17 protein-coding genes are annotated in these 17,891 nt (G+C 68.6%); 8 read left to right on the top strand and 9 right to left on the bottom strand.

The window, feature by feature from the left end; translation table 11 throughout:
• Positions 1–29: 29 nt before the first annotated feature.
• The 9 genes from AAG688_RS04920 to AAG688_RS04880 form a co-directional block, all read right to left on the bottom strand.
• Positions 30–2,198, bottom strand: coding sequence for a T6SS phospholipase effector Tle1-like catalytic domain-containing protein (locus AAG688_RS04920; RefSeq protein WP_411834245.1), 2,169 nt, complete (start codon positions 2,196–2,198; stop codon positions 30–32).
• A gap of 57 nt (positions 2,199–2,255) precedes the next feature.
• The gene (locus AAG688_RS04915; RefSeq protein WP_411834244.1) at positions 2,256–2,828 is read right to left on the bottom strand and encodes a DUF3304 domain-containing protein; all 573 of its coding nucleotides are present in this window, start codon (positions 2,826–2,828) and stop codon (positions 2,256–2,258) included.
• Positions 2,825–3,400 carry a DUF3304 domain-containing protein gene (locus tag AAG688_RS04910; RefSeq protein WP_411834243.1) on the bottom strand — a complete coding sequence of 192 codons (576 nt, stop codon included), beginning with the start codon at positions 3,398–3,400 and terminating at the stop codon, positions 2,825–2,827. The genes AAG688_RS04915 and AAG688_RS04910 overlap by 4 nt, the downstream gene beginning before the upstream one ends.
• Before the next feature lie 125 nt (positions 3,401–3,525).
• Positions 3,526–4,461, bottom strand: coding sequence for a DUF4123 domain-containing protein (locus AAG688_RS04905; RefSeq protein WP_411834241.1), 936 nt, complete (start codon positions 4,459–4,461; stop codon positions 3,526–3,528).
• Entirely contained in the window at positions 4,458–7,241 is a 2,784-nt protein-coding gene (locus AAG688_RS04900; RefSeq protein WP_411834935.1) for a type VI secretion system Vgr family protein, read from the bottom strand. The genes AAG688_RS04905 and AAG688_RS04900 overlap by 4 nt, the downstream gene beginning before the upstream one ends.
• A gap of 273 nt (positions 7,242–7,514) precedes the next feature.
• Positions 7,515–9,188: an amidohydrolase gene (locus tag AAG688_RS04895; protein ID WP_411834240.1), complete on the bottom strand. Its 1,674-nt coding sequence runs from the start codon at positions 9,186–9,188 to the stop codon at positions 7,515–7,517.
• Positions 9,189–9,282: 94 nt separating this feature from the next.
• A complete protein-coding gene (locus AAG688_RS04890) occupies positions 9,283–9,945 on the bottom strand; it encodes a glycine zipper 2TM domain-containing protein (protein WP_411834934.1) in 663 nt (220 codons plus the stop codon).
• 50 nt (positions 9,946–9,995) lie between these two features.
• Positions 9,996–10,712, bottom strand: coding sequence for a hypothetical protein (locus AAG688_RS04885; protein ID WP_411834238.1), 717 nt, complete (start codon positions 10,710–10,712; stop codon positions 9,996–9,998).
• Positions 10,705–11,142 (bottom strand): OsmC family protein, encoded by a 438-nt coding sequence (locus tag AAG688_RS04880; RefSeq protein WP_411834237.1) that lies wholly within the window; start codon positions 11,140–11,142, stop codon positions 10,705–10,707. The genes AAG688_RS04885 and AAG688_RS04880 overlap by 8 nt, the downstream gene beginning before the upstream one ends.
• 210 nt (positions 11,143–11,352) lie before the next feature.
• On the opposite strand from AAG688_RS04880, the gene fusA reads away from it, so the two are divergent.
• The 8 genes from fusA to AAG688_RS04840 all read left to right on the top strand — a co-directional run bounded on the left by fusA (position 11,353) and on the right by AAG688_RS04840 (position 17,886).
• Positions 11,353–13,407 (top strand): elongation factor G, encoded by a 2,055-nt coding sequence (gene fusA, locus AAG688_RS04875; RefSeq protein ID WP_411834236.1) that lies wholly within the window; start codon positions 11,353–11,355, stop codon positions 13,405–13,407.
• Positions 13,408–13,639: 232 nt separating this feature from the next.
• Entirely contained in the window at positions 13,640–14,038 is a 399-nt protein-coding gene (locus AAG688_RS04870; RefSeq protein WP_411834235.1) for an HU family DNA-binding protein, read from the top strand.
• 272 nt (positions 14,039–14,310) lie between these two features.
• The gene (locus tag AAG688_RS04865) at positions 14,311–14,964 is read left to right on the top strand and encodes a tellurite resistance TerB family protein (RefSeq protein WP_411834234.1); all 654 of its coding nucleotides are present in this window, start codon (positions 14,311–14,313) and stop codon (positions 14,962–14,964) included.
• Between the two features lie 39 nt (positions 14,965–15,003).
• Positions 15,004–15,543, top strand: coding sequence for a M23 family metallopeptidase (locus AAG688_RS04860; RefSeq protein WP_411834233.1), 540 nt, complete (start codon positions 15,004–15,006; stop codon positions 15,541–15,543).
• A 104-nt stretch (positions 15,544–15,647) separates the two neighbouring features.
• On the top strand, positions 15,648–15,944 hold the full coding sequence (locus AAG688_RS04855; protein ID WP_411834232.1) for a DUF3861 family protein: 297 nt from the start codon (positions 15,648–15,650) through the stop codon (positions 15,942–15,944).
• 135 nt (positions 15,945–16,079) lie between these two features.
• Entirely contained in the window at positions 16,080–16,610 is a 531-nt protein-coding gene (locus AAG688_RS04850) for a hypothetical protein (RefSeq protein ID WP_411834231.1), read from the top strand.
• A gap of 108 nt (positions 16,611–16,718) precedes the next feature.
• Positions 16,719–17,282 carry a DUF1439 domain-containing protein gene (locus tag AAG688_RS04845; protein WP_411834230.1) on the top strand — a complete coding sequence of 188 codons (564 nt, stop codon included), beginning with the start codon at positions 16,719–16,721 and terminating at the stop codon, positions 17,280–17,282.
• Positions 17,283–17,286: 4 nt separating this feature from the next.
• The gene (locus tag AAG688_RS04840) at positions 17,287–17,886 is read left to right on the top strand and encodes a DUF1439 domain-containing protein (protein WP_411834229.1); all 600 of its coding nucleotides are present in this window, start codon (positions 17,287–17,289) and stop codon (positions 17,884–17,886) included.
• The last annotated feature ends 5 nt before the right edge of the window (positions 17,887–17,891 follow it).

Raw genomic sequence — 17,891 nt, 5'->3', positions numbered from 1 at the left:
CCTGTATTTCGCAAGGAATCTCCTGCAGTTCAGCTTTTGTCAAAGACGCGGCGATATTGCCCATGACCACCCGCCTCTCTGCGAGTCGCGGTCCCCATCAGCTTCGTGAGAGCGAAAGATGTAACCGCACCCGCATTACCCCGCAAATCATCCGCATCCGCATCGGTCATCAGCGGGATTGATGCTGGATTTCTTTCATCGAATACATGCGGATTCTGCTGGAGCACGCGCCTTTCGAAATTGTTCAGCTTGTACTGCGACGCCTGTGCAGAGTAGGAGACGGACAAATCGTAATCCCCGTCCTCCTCGCTCTTCCGCGACCGTTGCATCAACTGGTCATGCATTTCCTGCTTGTTGCGAATCTCATTGACAAAGGCGTTCTTGTCATACTGGGTCTGCGGTCCCAGCAGCCAGAATCCGGCATGAGAATCATGCGGGTACCTGTCAAAGAATCTATCCACGTTTGCAGGAACGTTGCCTGCCGCATTGACCTCGGCCACGATCTGTCTCTGAATGGCGCTGGGTGTGGCGGGAACGCTCACTTCACGTACACCGACACGCGATCCGGCAAGCCGCGTGGTCGGCTGGTGCGCCTGCCGCGCCCTGGCAACGTCGTTTCTCCAGTCAAGCTCCGACTCCCAGAGATCGACCCTGTCCTGCGCTCCCGCATTCTGGTAGCTGGACATTGCCTTGAAGGCATCATCGGCCTGCTTGCTCGCACGCCATCGCCAATACAATTGCATGTGATACTGCATCCGGCTTTCAACATGGGCCATGACTTGGCTCGCCACATCCTCGGCCTTTTCCTCCACGGCAGTCCAGCGGGTATAGGAAGAAAAATCAGCATCCAACTCGGAAGAAACCGTGAAGTCAGCTCTAATCCTTGCCTCCAGTTCAGCTTTCCTAAGAAGCTCTGAACCGGCATTGATTGCCTCAAAATGCATGTCATTCAAGGCAATCTGCGAAAGCAGATGCGAACGACCGTCCATCGACTTGCCCTGATCGCCGGGAGAATAGCCACCACCGATATCCGAATGCGCGCCAGGATAGATGTATTCGCTGATGCCCGTGACCACCCCGCCCTTGGTGGCACGCGCGATGGATACCGGGAACGAACGGCGAATTTCATGCGCCGCCACGTAGTGCAGGCCCCGCCTGACATTGGAAACCCCCATCGTCCCGTCCGCCCAATCCATGAGCCCCCGGCCCACCGGCGAGGAATCCGCGAAGCCCACCGAAGCCACGGTATCGAACAATCCCAGGAACCGGATTTCAAGATGCGCATGCCCCACCACACCCTGGGTGACAATCTGCAGCCAGTTGCAGAAGGTACGCGCCTGTGCGGCGCCGCGAGAGAAACCAAAAACCGAGAGATTCAAGCGCACGACCTTCGGCCGCCTTCCTTTGATGGCCTTCAACAGGCGCTGCTGGATGCCATCGAAGATGATGCGCATCTTGTCATCACCGAACCGCCATTTGGTCTTCAGGCCGCTGTATGTGGTGACCAGCGGCGTCATTTCCGCTTCCTGCATCAAATCACTGCCGGTGGATGCACGACAGACAGCGTTATAGACCAGCAACATGGCCCAGTGGATGCGGGCCTCCCCGCCACGGGCAAATGTCTTGCCATCCTTGTCCTCAGCCATCTCGCCCACCTGCCTGAAGGGCGTCCCGACGCCAGGGATGTAGTAACGGAATCTGGTATCCCCGTCGTCGGGATGGGCGTCATACAGGCTGACGATATTGGAGTGCCCGACCAGCGGCCTGTCACGATCCATGTTGTTGTTGGTGCCATCAAAGAAGACACCGACGTGAATTTCCTTGCTGCATGCCAAGCCATCGGCGCAGGCAGGGTCTGCGTGACTCGCGCGCTGGGCCAGTTCCCTTGCCGTGGGCTGGCGTTGTTCCCGCGAATATTCGCCCGGCACATCCGGATTGGCGCGGGCGGACGTTTCCGGATTGTCCCACCAGTCGCCGGCGGCCGCTTCCCTCAACGGCTTGTACTCAGATGACCACGGTGCCTTCTTGTACCTCTCCGGCTCGTCCGCGAACCACTGCAAGATCTGCATGCCGTTGGGTTCGATGTAGCACTGGACGTTATAGCGCTGCTGGTCGACGTAGTGGCGAAAATGCTGGCGTCCCTCATTGGGGCCGCCTGTCTCGGTGCGGATGAGATACCAGCCAGGTCTGAATTCCATTACGGGCGTTCCTGTGGACATTGAAGGCTGTTTCTGCAACGGATGGATGCGCGTGTCTTACGGGTTACCATCCGGCGGCGCTGGCGGCGGCAACAATCCCTGTGCATTGGCAGGCAGGGGCGGAGCATCGGCAGGGGCATGCAGCCACGGCGGCCAGTTCGGCGGAGGGTCGGGAGCATCAGGACCGGGGTAGCCTGGCGAGCCGGCCGCCTGGCTGGTGACAATCAACCGGACTTCGCCGCCCGGCAAAAAATGCACATTCAGTGTTGTACCCGTATTCTCGTAACGCTCGATGGGAACTGTCTTCTCGTGTGTCACGATAATGTTCTGTTCAATGGAAGTTCTTGGATCAGAACTTGATGTCGTCCAACGCACGGTCGCACTGAGACCTTCCCGCCATTGCCTGGGATAGGTAATGCAGCAAACGAAGCTACCTCCCCCGCCAAAGGCACGTGAGTTCCCTCCCCCTTGCCCATCGATAGAAATCTCATCGATATAATCAGGCGTATGGTTGTACGGACTGATTTGCGCCGTGGCGGTTGGCGGCAACCTATCCTCCTGCGAACAGGCTACCAGTGGCAGCAACATGCACCCCCATGCCAGTGCACTAGAAAGGGAATGGAAATTCATCGTGACTCCTGCGAAGGAAGTGGTTCGTACGGCGGCAGTCCCTGTGCATTGGCAGGCAGGGGCGGAGCATCGGCAGGGGCATGCAGCCACGGCGGCCAGTTCGGCGGAGGGTCGGGAGCATCAGGACCGGGGTAGCCTGGCGAGCCGGCAACCTGGCTGGTGATAATCAATCGCACTTCGCCCTCCGGCAAAAAGTGCACGTTCAACCTTGTACCCGTCTTCTCGTAACGCTCGATGGGAACCATCCTTTCATGCGTCATGAAAACGTTTTGCTCTGATGAAATCGTTGGATCGGAACTCGATGTTCTCCAACGCACAGTCGCACTGAGGCCTTCCCGCCATTGCCTGGGATAGGCAATGCAGCAAACGAAGCTGCCACCGCCGCCAAAAGCGAACGAGTTCCCTCCCCCCTGCCTATCGATAGAAATGTGATCGATATAGTCAGGCGTATGGTTGTACGGACTGATTTGCGCCGTGGCGATTGGCGGCAGCCTGTCTTCCTGCGAACAGGCGACCAGCGGCATCAACAGGCACCCCCATGCCAGCACACGGAAAATGAACTGGAAATTCATCGCGGCTCCTGAGAAATCCCAGGCGGAAAGCCTGGCAACGGCAGACTTCCACAGACAACCACCATCAACCACAAGCCAACATGACGGCTTGGCCGCCTGCTCTCCCTTCCTGGAAGATTCATTAGTCATCCGTTCTTCCCATTCCTCGCATCCAACCGCTGCCAAAGCGAATCACTCCACCCCTGCATCAGATCATGAAGGCTGGCTCCCTGCCCGGATACAAGGCGCCATGTCGGCTGCAACTCCGGGACAGCATGAAAATCCTCACCACAGGTCAGGCCAAGCACGACGAATTGAAGCCTGTCCTTCGCAGCCTTTACCCCGAATCCGTCCGCGGCATCGAGAAGTCCGCACAACCTGGCATGAAACCCTCCGTATTCGGACTGCGGCACGATTTCCGGAGTCTTCTGGCTTAGCATCAGGAAAACGGCATCCGGCTCGGCCGCCCGTTGCATCCGCCGAAACTGCTCGATCGACAAGCGCAGCACGGGGGACTCGTCCTTTTCTCCCGGCCCTTCAGAGCCCCCGCCCCATGACCTCAGTTCTCCGGTTCGGCCGATCCAGCTCCATGATTCAACGACACACTTCACGCGCCTGCGTTGTTCAACGGAAAGAACCTGCAAAAGCTCCGGAAGCACCCGCGTATCAGCGAAACGGCAATGGATCGGCATTCTCCTTTCTTCGACCCTCACCTCGGCGAGATAGGCGAATATCTCCTGCAGCATCCTTTCCGGCTTCTCGCTTCGCAACCAGCTCATGGCCGTCGCATTCCCTGCAAGCCGAATGAACTTCCTGGCAATGGCGTGCCGTGAAGCGGCGTCATCCGGCAGTTTCACAAAATGAGGCGCCTTGTCACCGAAGGCGGCCAGTCCGGAGCCCGCAAACGCATTCTTCAGGCCAATGCCTGCATGCCTTGCGAAGGATGCGACCGCGGCGTGATCCATCAGCGCCAAGTCCATCAACAGCCAGAGGCTCTCCTTCACGGGACGAAGCACCTCCTGCAGAATCACCTCAGTCTGCACCTCATTCGGCCTGCCATTGGCAAAAACCCATTCGCTCATTGCAATGCCGCAAACGGCGCCCCGCTGGTTGCGGCCTTCAACATGCATTCCACGCAGACTGATTGGGGAAAAAGTAGCAGGCCATAAGGCAGGCTCGCCGGCCCGACGAACGACTTCTTGCTCGCCAGCACCTTGATTTCCCCCGGGCAGGCGAAGGTGATGTTGCCGCCCTCCAGGGTCACGCTGGCGCCGCCGGCCGTGGCCAGGTGGATGCGCCTGCCCGCTGCCAGTTCGACCTCCGCGTTGGCGCTGACCACCTTGAGGGTTTCCTTCGATTGCAGCCTGACCTGGTCTTGCTGCGCCTGCACGTCCAGTTCGCCCTCGCCCGTCACCAGGCTCAGGCGGGTTCCCTGCTCCTGCCCGGCCAGCGCCGCCGACAGCACGCCGATGGCCTGGCCCGCATGCAGGCGCAGGTCGCCGGCAATGGCCACGTCGCTGTGCCGGCCGCTGGCCAGCGTCAGCGTCTGGCCGGCCTGCCAGTCCAGACATTGCCCCGCCACCACGCCGATGCCGGCCGGGGCGGCCAGGCCCAGCAGGGCATCCCCCGTGTGCGGCACCCGGTCCGGGCCGGCGGCCGGGTCGCGCGCCTGCGCTTCGCCGCGGGCTTGCCCGTATTCGGTGCCGGTCACCGTCGTCCGGGCGCTGGCCCGCAATGCTTCCAGCGGGGCCTTGTCTTCCCCCCGTTGCGAAGCACCCGCCCGCCTCGCGCCCTCGTGCGAGGCCAGCTTCACCGTCAGGTGGGTGGCCGCCGCCTGCGAGAACGTCTGGCCCAGCCTCCGCAGTTGCGCCAGCAGCGCGCCCTGCGGCACCGCCTCGCCGGCCGGTGTGCCGGGGCCGTGCCCGTAGGCGCTCAGCCACAGGCCCGAAGTGGCCCGCACCGCGCCCCAGGCCTCGCTGCGCAACTCGAAACCTTCGCCGCGGAAACTGCCGCGGTAGTTGTCGGCCTGGTGTATCAGGTGGCCCTGGTTCAACTGGCTTGCGCCTTGCGTGGTGGCCAGTTGCACGCGCAGTTGGCCGTCGCTGTCGTCGAACAGCAGCCGGCTGTAGCCGCTGCCGCCCCACTCCTTCGACTGCACGCCCCACAGCGCCGTCGCATTGCGGTGCGCCGGTTCGCCCGCGCCCATGCCGTGCCACGGCGGCGCATGTCCGCCGGCCAGGTTGCCCTGCGCGCTGGAACGCGCATCCCGCGCCTGGGCGTAGAGGTCACGCTCGCTCTCGCCCGGCCGGCCGCCCGGCGTGGCCAGCACGCCGGCTTCGCCGCGGCCGTTGTATACCGCCCCCAGCACCACCGGACGGTCAATGTCCCCGTCCAGGAACACCACCACCACTTCCTGGCCGATGCGCGGCAGGAACTGGCTGCCCACGCCCGGGCCGGCATAACGCTGGACCACCCGCAACCAGCAGCTGTCGTCCTCGTCCGCGCGCGCGCCCCGCTGCCAGTGGAACCTCACCTTCACCCGGCCCAGCGCGTCGCAATGCAGTTCCTGCGCCGGGTCTTCGCCCGCTCCCACCACCACGGCGGTCTGCCGGCCCGGCGCGGTGGGGCGCGGGTTCAACCGCAGGCCGGTCCCATCCGACAGCACCGGGCGCCACGGCAGGGCACGGTCCACGCCCCGGAACCGCTGCGCATAGCCCACCGCCTCAGCACGCGCGGCCACCCACGGTTCCAGCGGCTGCGGCGGCACCGCCGGTCCCAGGGCCTGCTCCAGCGCCTGCCGCAAGTCCGAGGGCAGGTTGTTGACGCCGGCCTGCTCCACCTCGGTCAGCAGCACTTCGATGGCCTCGCCCGCCTGGGTAAGCCGCAGCCACGTCCCGGCGCGCAGCGTGCGCACCGTGCCCAGCCCCTGCCATTGCAAGCGTCGCGCCTCCCCGGCCTGCGCCAGCAGGTTCGCATGGCGCTCGCCCTCGGCCACGCTGGCGAAGGCATGGCTGCCCACCACATCAAAGGCCTCGCCCACGCCGCCGGTGGCCAGCGGCAACTGCACGGCCCGCGCATGCGTGCTCTTGTAGTCGTGGCTCAGCAGCGTCAGCCGCGCCGGACCCAGGCGCTGGTGGCGCCCGAGCGCCTGTATCGCATCGGTCGACTCGGCCGCGTCGCTGCGGTGGAAGCGCACGCCGCCCTCGCGCGCCGAAGAGGCGTCCTCGGCCTGCGCCGCGCTGTCGGCAAACAGCACCAGCACATGGCCCGACGCCGACGCCGCATCCTCTTCCAGCCGCCAGCCCAGGCCTTCCTCGGCCAGCAGCCGGCTCACGAAATCCCGGTCGCTCTCGCGGTACTGCACGCAATAGCTGCGCGCCCGCGCCTGCGCCATGAACGACGCCACTTCCCCGCCCTGCTTCCACGACGCCAGCGGCGCGTAGTCGGCGAACACCGATGCGACGATGTCCAGCACGCCGCGTTCCTGCCAGACCCGGCTGTGCCGGCCCTGCTCCAGCAGCCACGTCCACGGCGACAGCGTCAGCCGGTAGCGCGCCAGGCCGCCGTCCGCGCCCACGCACGCCGCCTCGCTCACCAGGCCGCTGCGCACCGCGTCCGCGCCCTCGGCGCAGCGGGTCAGCAGCCTTGCCGTCCGGCCCAGCCAGGACGACACCGGCAGCGAGGCATCCGCCGACAGCACGTCCACGTGCCAGCAAAACCCTTCCAACAGCCGTTCCCAACCCTGCCAGCGCTCGACCAGCAGCACCGGCGCACCGTCCAGTTCCAGGCGGTGCAGGCGGCTGGAAGCCTCCACCTGCGACAGGCGCGCCAGCAGCGGCGCGGACTGCATGTCCTTGTCCATAAGCATCCCTGCTCCCGGGTCCCGGCATGCCGGACCCGCCATCCTTCCCTGTGGGGCAAAACTATCAGACTCGCGCGGCGTCCGGTATGGGCAAGCTTCGACGAATGCGCCACGCCGGAACCAGGCGGAAGGGCTCGCAGGCGAAACAGGAACCAGAAAGCCGCTGAACAACATGATGTTGTCTGCCTCCAGATCTCCTCTCAACGCATGCCCGTGCCCCCGCCACCGACCGGCTGTTTCGGCAGCACCGCCGCTGCGCCAAACCGCGCCGCCTCAGCGCGCCTGGTACACCGGCCTGCCGTCCACCCAGGTCGAAAGGATCTCCAGCCCGATCAGCGCCTGCGCCGGCACCGCCAGCGGATCGCCGGCCAGGATCACGAAATCGGCGCGCAGGCCCGGCGCCAGCCGGCCGACCACGTTCTCGTCGAAGCCGGCCCAGGCCGCGTCGGCGGTGAAGCCGCGCAGCGCCTCGGCCGCGCCCAGGCGCTGATCCGGCAGCCAGCCGCCGGGCGGCTGCCCGTTGCGATCCTGGCGGGCGACCGCGGCGTGCAGGCCCAGCCGCGGGTCCGGCGATTCGACCGGGAAATCCGATCCCAGCGCCAGCCGCGCGCCGCTGTGCAGGAAACGCTGCCACGCGTAGGCGCCGAGGATGCGCTGCGGGCCGACGCGATCCTGCGCCCACGGCATGTCGGAGGTGGCGTGGGTGGGCTGCATCGAGGCGATCACGCCGAGCGGGGCGAAGCGCGGGATGTCCTGCAGGGACACCACCTGCGCGTGCTCGACCCGCCAGCGGTGGTCGCCGTCCTTGTCGGCGCCGAGCACCTTCTCGAACGCGTCGATGACGATGCGGTTGCCGCGATCGCCGATCGCATGCGTCGCAACCTGCACGCCGCAGCGCTTGGCCTTGCGCATCGCCGACTCCAGCGCGGCCGGCTCGGTCACCAGCAGGCCGCGGTTGCCGTGATCGTCGCTGTAGTCCTCCAGCAGCGCGGCGCCGCGGCTGCCCAACGCACCGTCGGCGTACAGCTTGACCCCGCGCATCTGCAGGCGACCGCCGGCATGGCGGTACAGGCCGTGCGCGCACAGGTCCTCCAGCGCCTCGCCGTCGCCATCGGCATAGGCGTCGATGCGCAGCGGCAGCTCGCCGGCATCGGCCAGCTTCCTCATCAGCGCCAGATCCTCGCGCGAGACGCCCATGTCGTGCACGCCGGTCAGGCCGTTGCGCACGGCGGCGTCCAGCGCCTTGCGCAGCGCCTGCTCGCGCTGCGACTCGTCCAGCGGCGGGATGGCGTCGTCGACCAGCTTCATCGCGCGGTCGATCAGCACGCCGCTCGGCTTGCCGGCGTCGCGCTCGATGCGGCCGCCCTCCGGATGCCAGTCACCGTCCAGCGATCGCGGCGAACGCGCGGCGGCGGCGCGCAGCGCGGCCGAGTTGGCCCAGCCGGCGTGGCCGTCGACGCGCTCCAGCCAGACCGGGCGCTGCGGGAACGCCGCGTCCAGATCCGCCGCGGTCGGGAACGCCTTGCCCGGCCAGTGGTTCTGGTCCCAGCCGCCGCCGAGCAGCCAGGCGCCGGGCGGCAGCTGCTTCTCGTATTCGCGCAGGCGGGCCAGCGCCTCGTCCTTGCTGCGCGTGCCGGTCAGGTCGGCGCGCAACAGCGCGTAGCCCAGCCCCATCACGTGGCCGTGCGCGTCGATCAGGCCGGGGATGACGGTCGCCTCGCCGGCATCGACGCGGCGCGCGCCGGGATAGCGCGCCAGCAGCTGCGCGGCGTCGCCGACGGCCAGCACGCGGCCCTCGGCGTCCCAGGCCAGCGCGCCGGCCTGCGGCCGCTGCGGATCGGAAGTGTGGATGCGCGCGGCGGTCAGCACGGTGACTTCGCCTTCTTGCGCGCACAGCGCCGGGCCCGCGGCCAGCGCCAGCAACGCGCCCAGGATCAGTTTCCGCATCTTCCGCATCCGCATCGCAGGTTCCCCGTGGTTGGACGGGTGCGACTATGCGGGGCCGGTCATCGGCTTACAAGGGAAACGCCGCGTGTGTCCTTCATTCGGGACGCACGTCGACCCGCACGCGGATGCGGTCGCCCGGATGGTAGGCGGTGCGCGTGCGGTAGCTGCGGCCGGCGTATTCGTAGGTGACGTCGTAGCCCTCGACGCGGCCGTCGTCGTAGCCGCCGTACCTGGGCTCGCGGCCTGCCGGCAGCGGTTCGCAGACGCGCACCATGCCGCGCTGCACCGTCGCGCGTTCGCGCTGCGCGTTGTCGTAGATGGAGCGCCCGGCCATGCCGCCGACCATCGAGCCGACCGCGGTGCCGACGTAGCGCCCGCTGCCGTCGCCGACCTTGCTGCCCAGCACCGCGCCGGCGATGCCGCCGATGACGGTGGCCATCGTGCGGCCGGCCTCGTCGCCGCGCGCACCGCGATCGCGGTAGTAGCCATCGTCTTCGTAATAGTCGTCGCGACGGTAGCCATCGTCGCGGTAATGACCGTCGTCGCGCGCGTAGACGTCGTCGGCGCGGCGGTAGTGGCAGGCCTGCTGCGGCGCGGCGGTGCGATGGCCGCCGTACTCGATGATCGGATCCACCCGCACGACCCGCGCGTAGTCGTAGTGGCCCTGCTCTTCGTAGCCGGCGGTGTAGGAGCGGGATTGCGCGGAGGCCATCGCGGGCGCGGCGAGCGCGAGGACGGCGATCAGGCTGGCGGCCAGTGGTTTCATCGTGGGCTCCCCGCACCGGAAGCGGTGCAGGCGCATCGTCGTCACGGCAGCGTGAAAGCCTCCTGAACCCGGCCGCCGCGCAGGCGCGCGTTCACCCAGGCGACAGCCTGCGCGGCGTCGGCCGCGGCGCTGCGCCCCAGCAGCGGGCCGACGTGGGTGGTCGCGGCGCTGGCGATGAAGTCGGCCTGCCAGGCCGCGGCCAGTTCGCGGGTGGCCGCGGGCGCGACGTCGTCGTCGCGGGCCGAAGCCATCGCCAGCACCGGGCACGCCGGGCGCGCCGCCTCGATACCGGCATGGGCATCGCGCAGCACCGCGCCGGATTCGTCGCGCCAGTGGCGGAAGGCGAACAGCACGCTGGCCGCATCGGCATCGGCCAGCGCGCGCAGGCTCGACGCCAGCCGCGCCTCGCGCCGCCACGGCACCACGTCCGGCCAGTCGCGCGCGGGCAGCCATCGCTGCCAGGGCGAAGGCGGCAGCGGGTTGACCAGCACCAGTGCATCGGCGGCGTCCGCGTGCAGCGCCGCCAGCAGCCGGCCCAGGCTGGCGCCGACCAGCGCGCGCGGGCGCGGCAGCGCCTCGATCGCCTGCCGCACCTGCGCGGCGTAGTCGCGCAAGCCGGTGGCGGCGATTCCCTGCGCGCACGGCCGCAGGTCTGGCGCGCGCGTGGCGATGCCGTGCGCGCGCCAGACCGCTTCCCAGATGCGCCATTCCCAGCCGCCGCCGGCGCCGTGGACCAGCAGCGCCGAGACCTCACCCAACCAGCGTCGCCTCCAGCGACACCGGCACCGACAGCGCGCGCGAGATCACGCAGCCGGCCTTGGCCTGCTCGGCGAGCTCGTTGAACTGGCCGGCGTCGATGCCCGGCACCTTCGCCGAGACGATCAGCCTGATCGCGGTGATCGTCGGGCCCGGATCCATGCCCGGCTCCATCGTCGCCTCGGCGCGGGTCTGGATGCTGTCGGGGGTGAAGCCCGCCTTCCCCAACACCGCCGACAGCGCCATGCTGAAGCAGCCGGCATGCGCGGCGGCCAGCAATTCCTCCGGATTGGTGCCCTTCTGGTCGCCGAAGCGCGTCTTGAAGGAAAAATCCTGCGACTGGAACAGCCCGCTCTGTGGCGTGCTGATGTTGCCGTTGCCCGATTGCAGGTCGCCGTTCCATACCGCGTCGGCATATCGCTTGAGTGCCATCGTCGTCTCCTCGCTCACCAGGGGAACACGAGCTTACCTTCGCGAATGTTCACGCCATGTACCGCAGTGCGGCTTGACCGGACCGGCGGCGCTGCCGATGCTGGGAGTCCGCCATGACCGCCCGCCGGGACACCCGCGGCAGCGCCCGGCCCGACAGCCATGACGGCCCTTCGATCCCTTCGCTGCATCCGACACGGGAGAAACGGCCTCATGCCCTACAGCACACAAGACATCCGCAACGTGGCCCTCGCAGGCCACCCCGGCGCCGGCAAGACCACCCTGTTCGAAGCCCTGCTGCATGCCGGCGGCGCCATCCAGACGGCAGGCACGATCGAGCGCGGCAACACCGTGTCCGATCACGATCCGATGGAGAAGGCGCGCGGCCATTCCATCGACACCGCCATCGCCAGCATCGACCGCAACGGTTCCGCGGCGATGCGCCTGAACCTGATCGACACGCCCGGGTACCCGGATTTCCGCGGCCCGGCGCTGTCGGCGCTGTCGGTGGTGGAGACCGCGCTGATCGTCGTCGACGCCAGTGCCGGCGTCGAGGACGGCACCCGCCGGCTGATGGAGCGCGCGCGCCAGCGCGGCCTGTGCCGCGCCATCGTCGTCAACAAGATCGACCACGAGGGCGCCGACTGCACCGCGACGCTGGAACAGCTGCGCGAGCAGTTCGGTCCGGAAGTGCTGCCGCTCAACCTGCCCGCCGACGGCGGCCGCCGCGTGGTCGACTGCTTCGGCGCCAGCGAGGGCGATTCCGATCTCGGGCCGGTCGCCGACTGGCACCAGCGCATCATCGACCAGGTGGTGGAGATCAACGAAACGGTGATGGAGCACTACCTGGACCTGGGCGAAGGCGGCCTGTCCGGGCAGGAACTGCACGACGCCTTCGAGCAGTGCCTGCGCGAGGGCCACCTGGTGCCGGTGTGCTTCGCCTCCGCGCGCAGCGGCGCCGGCATGGCCGAACTGCTGGACATCGCCCAGCGCCTGCTGCCGCACCCGGGCGAGGCCAACCCGCCGCCGTTCCGCAAGGGCAGCGGCGCCGGCGGCGAGCCGGTGCTGGCCACCCCGGATCCGGACGCGCACGTGATCGCCGACGTCTTCAAGATCGTCAACGATCCCTTCGTCGGCAAGCTCGGCATCTTCCGCGTCTACCAGGGCACGGTGCGGCGCGACGCGCAGCTGTTCGTCGACGACGGCCGCAAGCCGGTCAAGGTCGCGCACCTGTACCGCATCCGCGGCAAGGACCACGAGGAGATCGACCAGGCCGTGCCCGGCGACATCGCCGCGGTGGCCAAGATCGACGAGCTGCATTTCGACGCGGTGCTGCACGACAGCCACGACGAGGATCACCTGCACCTGGCGCCGGTGGACTTCCCGCGGCCGATGTTCGGCCTGGCGATCGAGGCGGCCAGCCGCGGCCAGGAGCAGAAGCTGTCGCAGGCGCTGCACAAGCTGGCCGAGGAGGATCCGGCGCTGGCCGTCGAGCACCTGCCCGAGCTCAACGAGACCGTCCTGCGCGGCCTGTCCGACCTGCACCTGCGCATCGCGCTGGAACGCCTGCAGACCCGCTTCGGCGTGGCGGTGCGCACGCATCCGCCGCGCATCGCCTACCGCGAGACCATCGCCGCGGCCGCCGAGGGCCACCACCGCCACAAGAAGCAGACCGGCGGCGCCGGCCAGTTCGGCGAGGTGATGCTGCGGGTGGAGCCGCTGCCGCGCGGCGGCGGCTTCGAGTTCGTCGACGCGGTCAAGGGCGGCGTGATCCCCGGGCAGTTCATGCCCGCGGTCGAGAAGGGCGTGCGCCAGGTGCTGGCCAGCGGCGCGATCGCCGGCTACCCGCTGCAGGACCTGCGCGTGACCGTGCACGACGGCAAGCACCACGCGGTGGACAGCAAGGAGGTCGCCTTCGTCGCCGCCGGCCGCAAGGCCTTCCTCGACGCGATCAGCAAGGCGCGGCCGCAGGTGCTGGAGCCGGTGGTGGACCTGGAGGTGACCGCGGCCGAGGCGCACGTCGGCGACATCACCGGCGGGCTGGCCGGCAAGCGCGCGCGCATCACCGGAACCGATGGCGCACGCGGCGAGATCGCGGTGCGGGCGCAGGTGCCGCTGTCGGAACTGGAGAACTACGCCGCCGAGCTGAAGTCGGCCACCGCCGGCCACGGCCGCTACCGGCTGGATTTCAGCCACTACGAGCCGGTGCCAGCGGCGGTGCAGCAGCGCCTGGTCGAGAGCTACCGCCCGCGTCCGGAAGAAGACTGACGGCGCCCGGGCGGCGCGGATCCGGGCAGCGCGGATCGCGCCCGGATCCGGTCGCGGCATGCCGGAACGGCGCGGATCCGCCGCCCATCCCGATGATCGGTGGCGGCAAACGGCAAAAAACCATGCTTTCAGGCGTTTTTGCTCTTGGCGGCGCGTTTCCTTTGCCCTACATTTCCTATGCCGACGCATTCGGCCCGAATTCCAACCCAACTGAGCGCAAGACAGGACATTTATGGCAAAGAGCACCAAGAAAGCAGCGCCGAAGAAGGCCGCCAAGAAAGCCGCACCGAAGGCCGCTGCAAAGCCGGCCGCACCGAAGCCGATCAAGGAAGCCCTGAGCAAGTCGGGCCTGGTCGCGCACATCGCCGAAGCCACCTCCGTGGCCGCGAAGGACGTGCGCGCCGTGCTGGCCTCGCTGGAAGCGGCCGTGCACGCCTCGGTCAACAAGAAGGGCGCCGGCTCGTTCACCCTGCCCGGCCTGCTGAAGATCACCTCGGTCAACGTTCCGGCCAAGCCGAAGCGCAAGGGCATCAACCCGTTCACCAAGGAAGAGCAGTGGTTCGCCGCCAAGCCCGCCTCGGTGAAGGTCAAGGTGCGCCCGCTGAAGAAGCTCAAGGACGCCGCCGCCTGATCCACGGCGCCCAGGCAGTACCCGTCGGGACGGCAATGCCGTCCCGATTTTTTTTGGTTCTTACTCCACGCCGGGGAACACGGCTGCAGCGGCGGGCTCGTCCGGCGGATGCGCCCCCGAGAGTGGAGCAGGCTCCGCTCCACGGCCGGAGTGCGGAATGTTTCCTGGCGCCGGAACCGGTGCATGATGGCTCGCCGGCCCTCGCCACAGGACGCGCTTGAGGCAGGATCGCATCGCTCCCGGCAACCGACTTCCAAACGACAGGAACACGCATGAATCTCCAGGGCTTCCTCGACAACCTGCTCAAGTCCGCCCAGGGCGGCGGCGCCCCATCGTCCCCGGCCGGCGGCCTGCTCAACGCCGACTTCGGCAAGGGCGCATTGGCCGGCGGCGCGCTGGGCCTGCTGCTGGGCAAGCACAAGACCACGCGCAAGCTGGCCACCTACGGCGGCCTGGCGGCGATCGGCGTGATGGCCTATCGCGCCTATGCCGATTACCAGCGCCAGCAGCAGGCGCCTACCGGCGTCGGCACGCAGACCATCGACCGTCTGCCGCCACCGCAGGCCGAACTGCACAGCCAGGCGATCCTGCGCGCGCTGGTGGCCGCGGCCAAGGCCGATGGCCACATCGATGCGCGCGAGCGCGAGGTCATCGAGGGCGAGTTCGCCCGCCTCCAGCCCGATGCGGAAATCCGCCAGTGGCTGCACGCCGAACTGGAGAAGCCGCTGGATCCGGCCGAAGTCGCGCGCGCAGCCGCCACACCGGAAATGGCCGCGGAGATGTACCTGGCCAGCCTGCTCGCCGCCGATGAGCAGAACTTCATGGAACGTGCCTATCTCGATGAACTGGCGCGGCAACTGCGCCTGGACGAAGGCCTGAAGGCGCAGTTGCAGAAGCAGGTCGCCGGGCAGTCCGCACAGGCCTGATCGGCCTTGGACAGCGCGCAGCCGGCGGCGACACCCCGCATGCGCCATCGCGCCGGACGATGGCTGCGCCGGCTGCTGGTGCTGGCCGCGCTGGCGCTGCTGGCGGCGTGGGCGTGGCGGCAACCGTTCATGGCCAAGCCGCGCTTGCTCTGGCAACTGTCGCGGATGCCGTCGCCGACCTCGCTGCCGGTGCCGGTCGAGGGCGTGACCGCGCGCCGCATCGCCGACACCTTCGGTGCGCCGCGCGGCCGCGACCGTCGGCACGAAGGCATCGACATCTTCGCCCCGCGCGGCACGCCGGTGCTCAGCAGCACGATGGGCGTGGTCGTCGCCGTGCGCGAGGGCGGGCTGGGCGGCCGCCAGGTGTGGGTGCTCGGACCGGGCCGCGAGCGCCACTACTACGCGCACCTGGAAGACTGGGCCGAAGGGCTGGACGTGGGCGATCGGGTGATGCCGGGCGACAGGCTCGGCAGCGTCGGCGACAGCGGCAACGCGCGCGGCACGCCGCCGCACCTGCACTACGGCGTCTATCGTCCCGGCGGCGCCTACGACCCGCTGCCGCTGCTGCGCGCGCACTGAACGCGGGCGGCCGGCGCTGGAACACTTCGTCATGGCCGCGGCCCTCGCACCGGCGCGCGGGCGGTCCTATCTTCGCTGCATCCTCGCTTCACGGCATTCCCGCCATGACCCGACACCGCTACCGCGTCACCGTCACCCCCGTGGAGAAGGACGGGCTGCACTGCGCCGGCCGCTGCGCGATCGAGTTCGAGCAAGATTGCGAGGAGGACTGGATGGGCCTGATCGAGGACGCGCAGCGCCGGCCCGGCGCCGGTCCCGACGAGCGCACCGCACTGGTGATCGGCGCCCGGCTGCTGGGCACGGTGGCCCGGCACCACGGCGACGATCCGGCATGGCGCGATATCCGCGCACACAGCGACGAACTGCTCCGGCTCATCCGCCGGCACGGCCCGCAACACTGAGCGCGGTCTTCGTAACTTCCCGCGACGGCGCATCTGTCCGACACCGCCACTATCCGCTGCGCTGCCAGCCTTCGCAGCGCGATTGAAGCCGGCGGCGCTATCCTTGCGCCATCGACCGGGGACAAGGATCCGAACATGCGACTGTGGACGCTGGCGATGCTGCCGCTGCTGATGGCCGGGTGTTCCTGCTCGCCGCAGCCGGACCCGGAACCGGAGAACACCGCCGCCGGCCTGCCCGCCGCTGCGCCGGCCAGGCCGGCCGCACAGGCGGTGGCCGTCGATCCGGTCGCGTTGGCCGCCGCGCAGGCGCAATCCGAAGCGATGCAGCAGGCGGTTTCGCAACTGCACGACTACCTGGGCGCGCTGGGCGCCGGCGACCGCCCGCGCGCCGACGCGCTGTGGAGCGGCGGCAAGCCGCCGCCGCGCGCCGACGACCACGCACTGCGCGCGCTGGACAACCTGCAGGCGCTGCGCATCCGCAACGAGCGCCCGCTGCCGCTGGACAAGCAGCACCCCCCGGCCGCGCTGGAAATCCCGGTGCGCCTGCGCGCCTCGCTCGACGACGGCCAGACCCGGCACCTCAAGGGCTGGTATCGGCTGCAACGCAAGGTCGACGGCAGTGGCTGGGAGATCACCTCGGCGTCGCTGCAACCGCAACTGGATTGATCGCGCGCCGGCCGCTGATCGCCGATGCGATGGCCATGCGCACGGCGGATTGAGGCTGGGTTCACCCCGCATCGCCAACGATGGCCTGACGCCTTCCCGGAATCCACCATGCCGCTCCGCCATCCCGCACGCCTGATGTTCCTGCTGTCGCTGCTGCTCGCGCTGTCCGCCTGCAATACCGTCGGCGGCATGTTCGGCAACCAGCTCGACTTCACCCAGCCGCAGTTGCAGCGCTACCTGGATCGCAGCTTCCCGCGCGAGTTCGACAAGCTCGGCGGGCTGGTGTCGGCCACGCTCAGCCGGCCGCGCCTGAGCATCCCCGACGGCGAGCGCCGCCTGCGCCTGGATTTCGACGTCCGCATCGACGCGCTAGGCGGCAGCGAGGTGGCGCGCGGGCAGTTCGCGATGGCCAGCGCGCTGCGCTACGACCCGGCCACGCGCGGGCTGCACCTGCAATCGCCGGAGATACTCGACATCCGCATCCCCGGCGGCGGCGATCTGCTGCGCGGCGGCACCCGCGGCCTGCTCAACGCGGTGCTGGCCGACTACGCGGCGCAGGAGCCGATCTACCGCATCGACGAGGATCTGCTCAGGCGCCTGCCGATGGGCAGGCGCATCGGCTCCACCACCATCGAGGACGGCCGCGTGCTCGTCCACCTGACCGGGAACTGACGGCATGGCCAGATCGATTGCCCGTTTTCTTTCCCCGCTGCTGCTGGGCGGCCTGCTGGCGCTGCCGGCGATGGCGCAGTCGATGCTGCCGGCCATCGAGGGCAACCGCGCCAGCATCGGCGCCGCGCAGATCCAGCATTTCCTCGACGCCGCCGGGCCGCAGCACTACGACACGCTCGGCGGCCTGCTGGCCCTGTCGGTCAGCAACCCGCAGGTCAGCATCCCCGCCGGCGGGCAGCGCCTGCGGCTGGCGTTCGACGCCGCCGCGGCCACCGCCGGCGGCGCGCCGGTGCCGATCGGCCGGCTCGTGCTCGCCAGCGGCCTGCGCTACGACGCCGGCCAGCGCGCGTTGCTGCTGGATCAACCCACGCTGGACGAAGTGCAGCCCGCGCGCGCCGGCCAGCATGTCGACGCGCGCATGCAGGGCCTGATCAACCTCTGGCTGGCCGACTACGCGCGCAGCGAACCGCTGTACCGCATCGACGACGCCACCGCCGCGCTGCTCGGCGACCTGCAGGTCGAATCGACCACGATCGAGGACGGCCGGGTCGTGGTCTCCTTCAACCGCGACATCGCCCAGGCCCTGGGCACGCCGGACGAGTGAGCGGA

Source organism: Pseudoxanthomonas mexicana, from assembly GCF_046736355.1.
GTDB lineage: Bacteria > Pseudomonadota > Gammaproteobacteria > Xanthomonadales > Xanthomonadaceae > Pseudoxanthomonas_A > Pseudoxanthomonas_A mexicana_B.
Note: the sequence above shows the minus strand (reverse complement) of the source record. Positions and strands in the feature narration are given on the sequence as shown.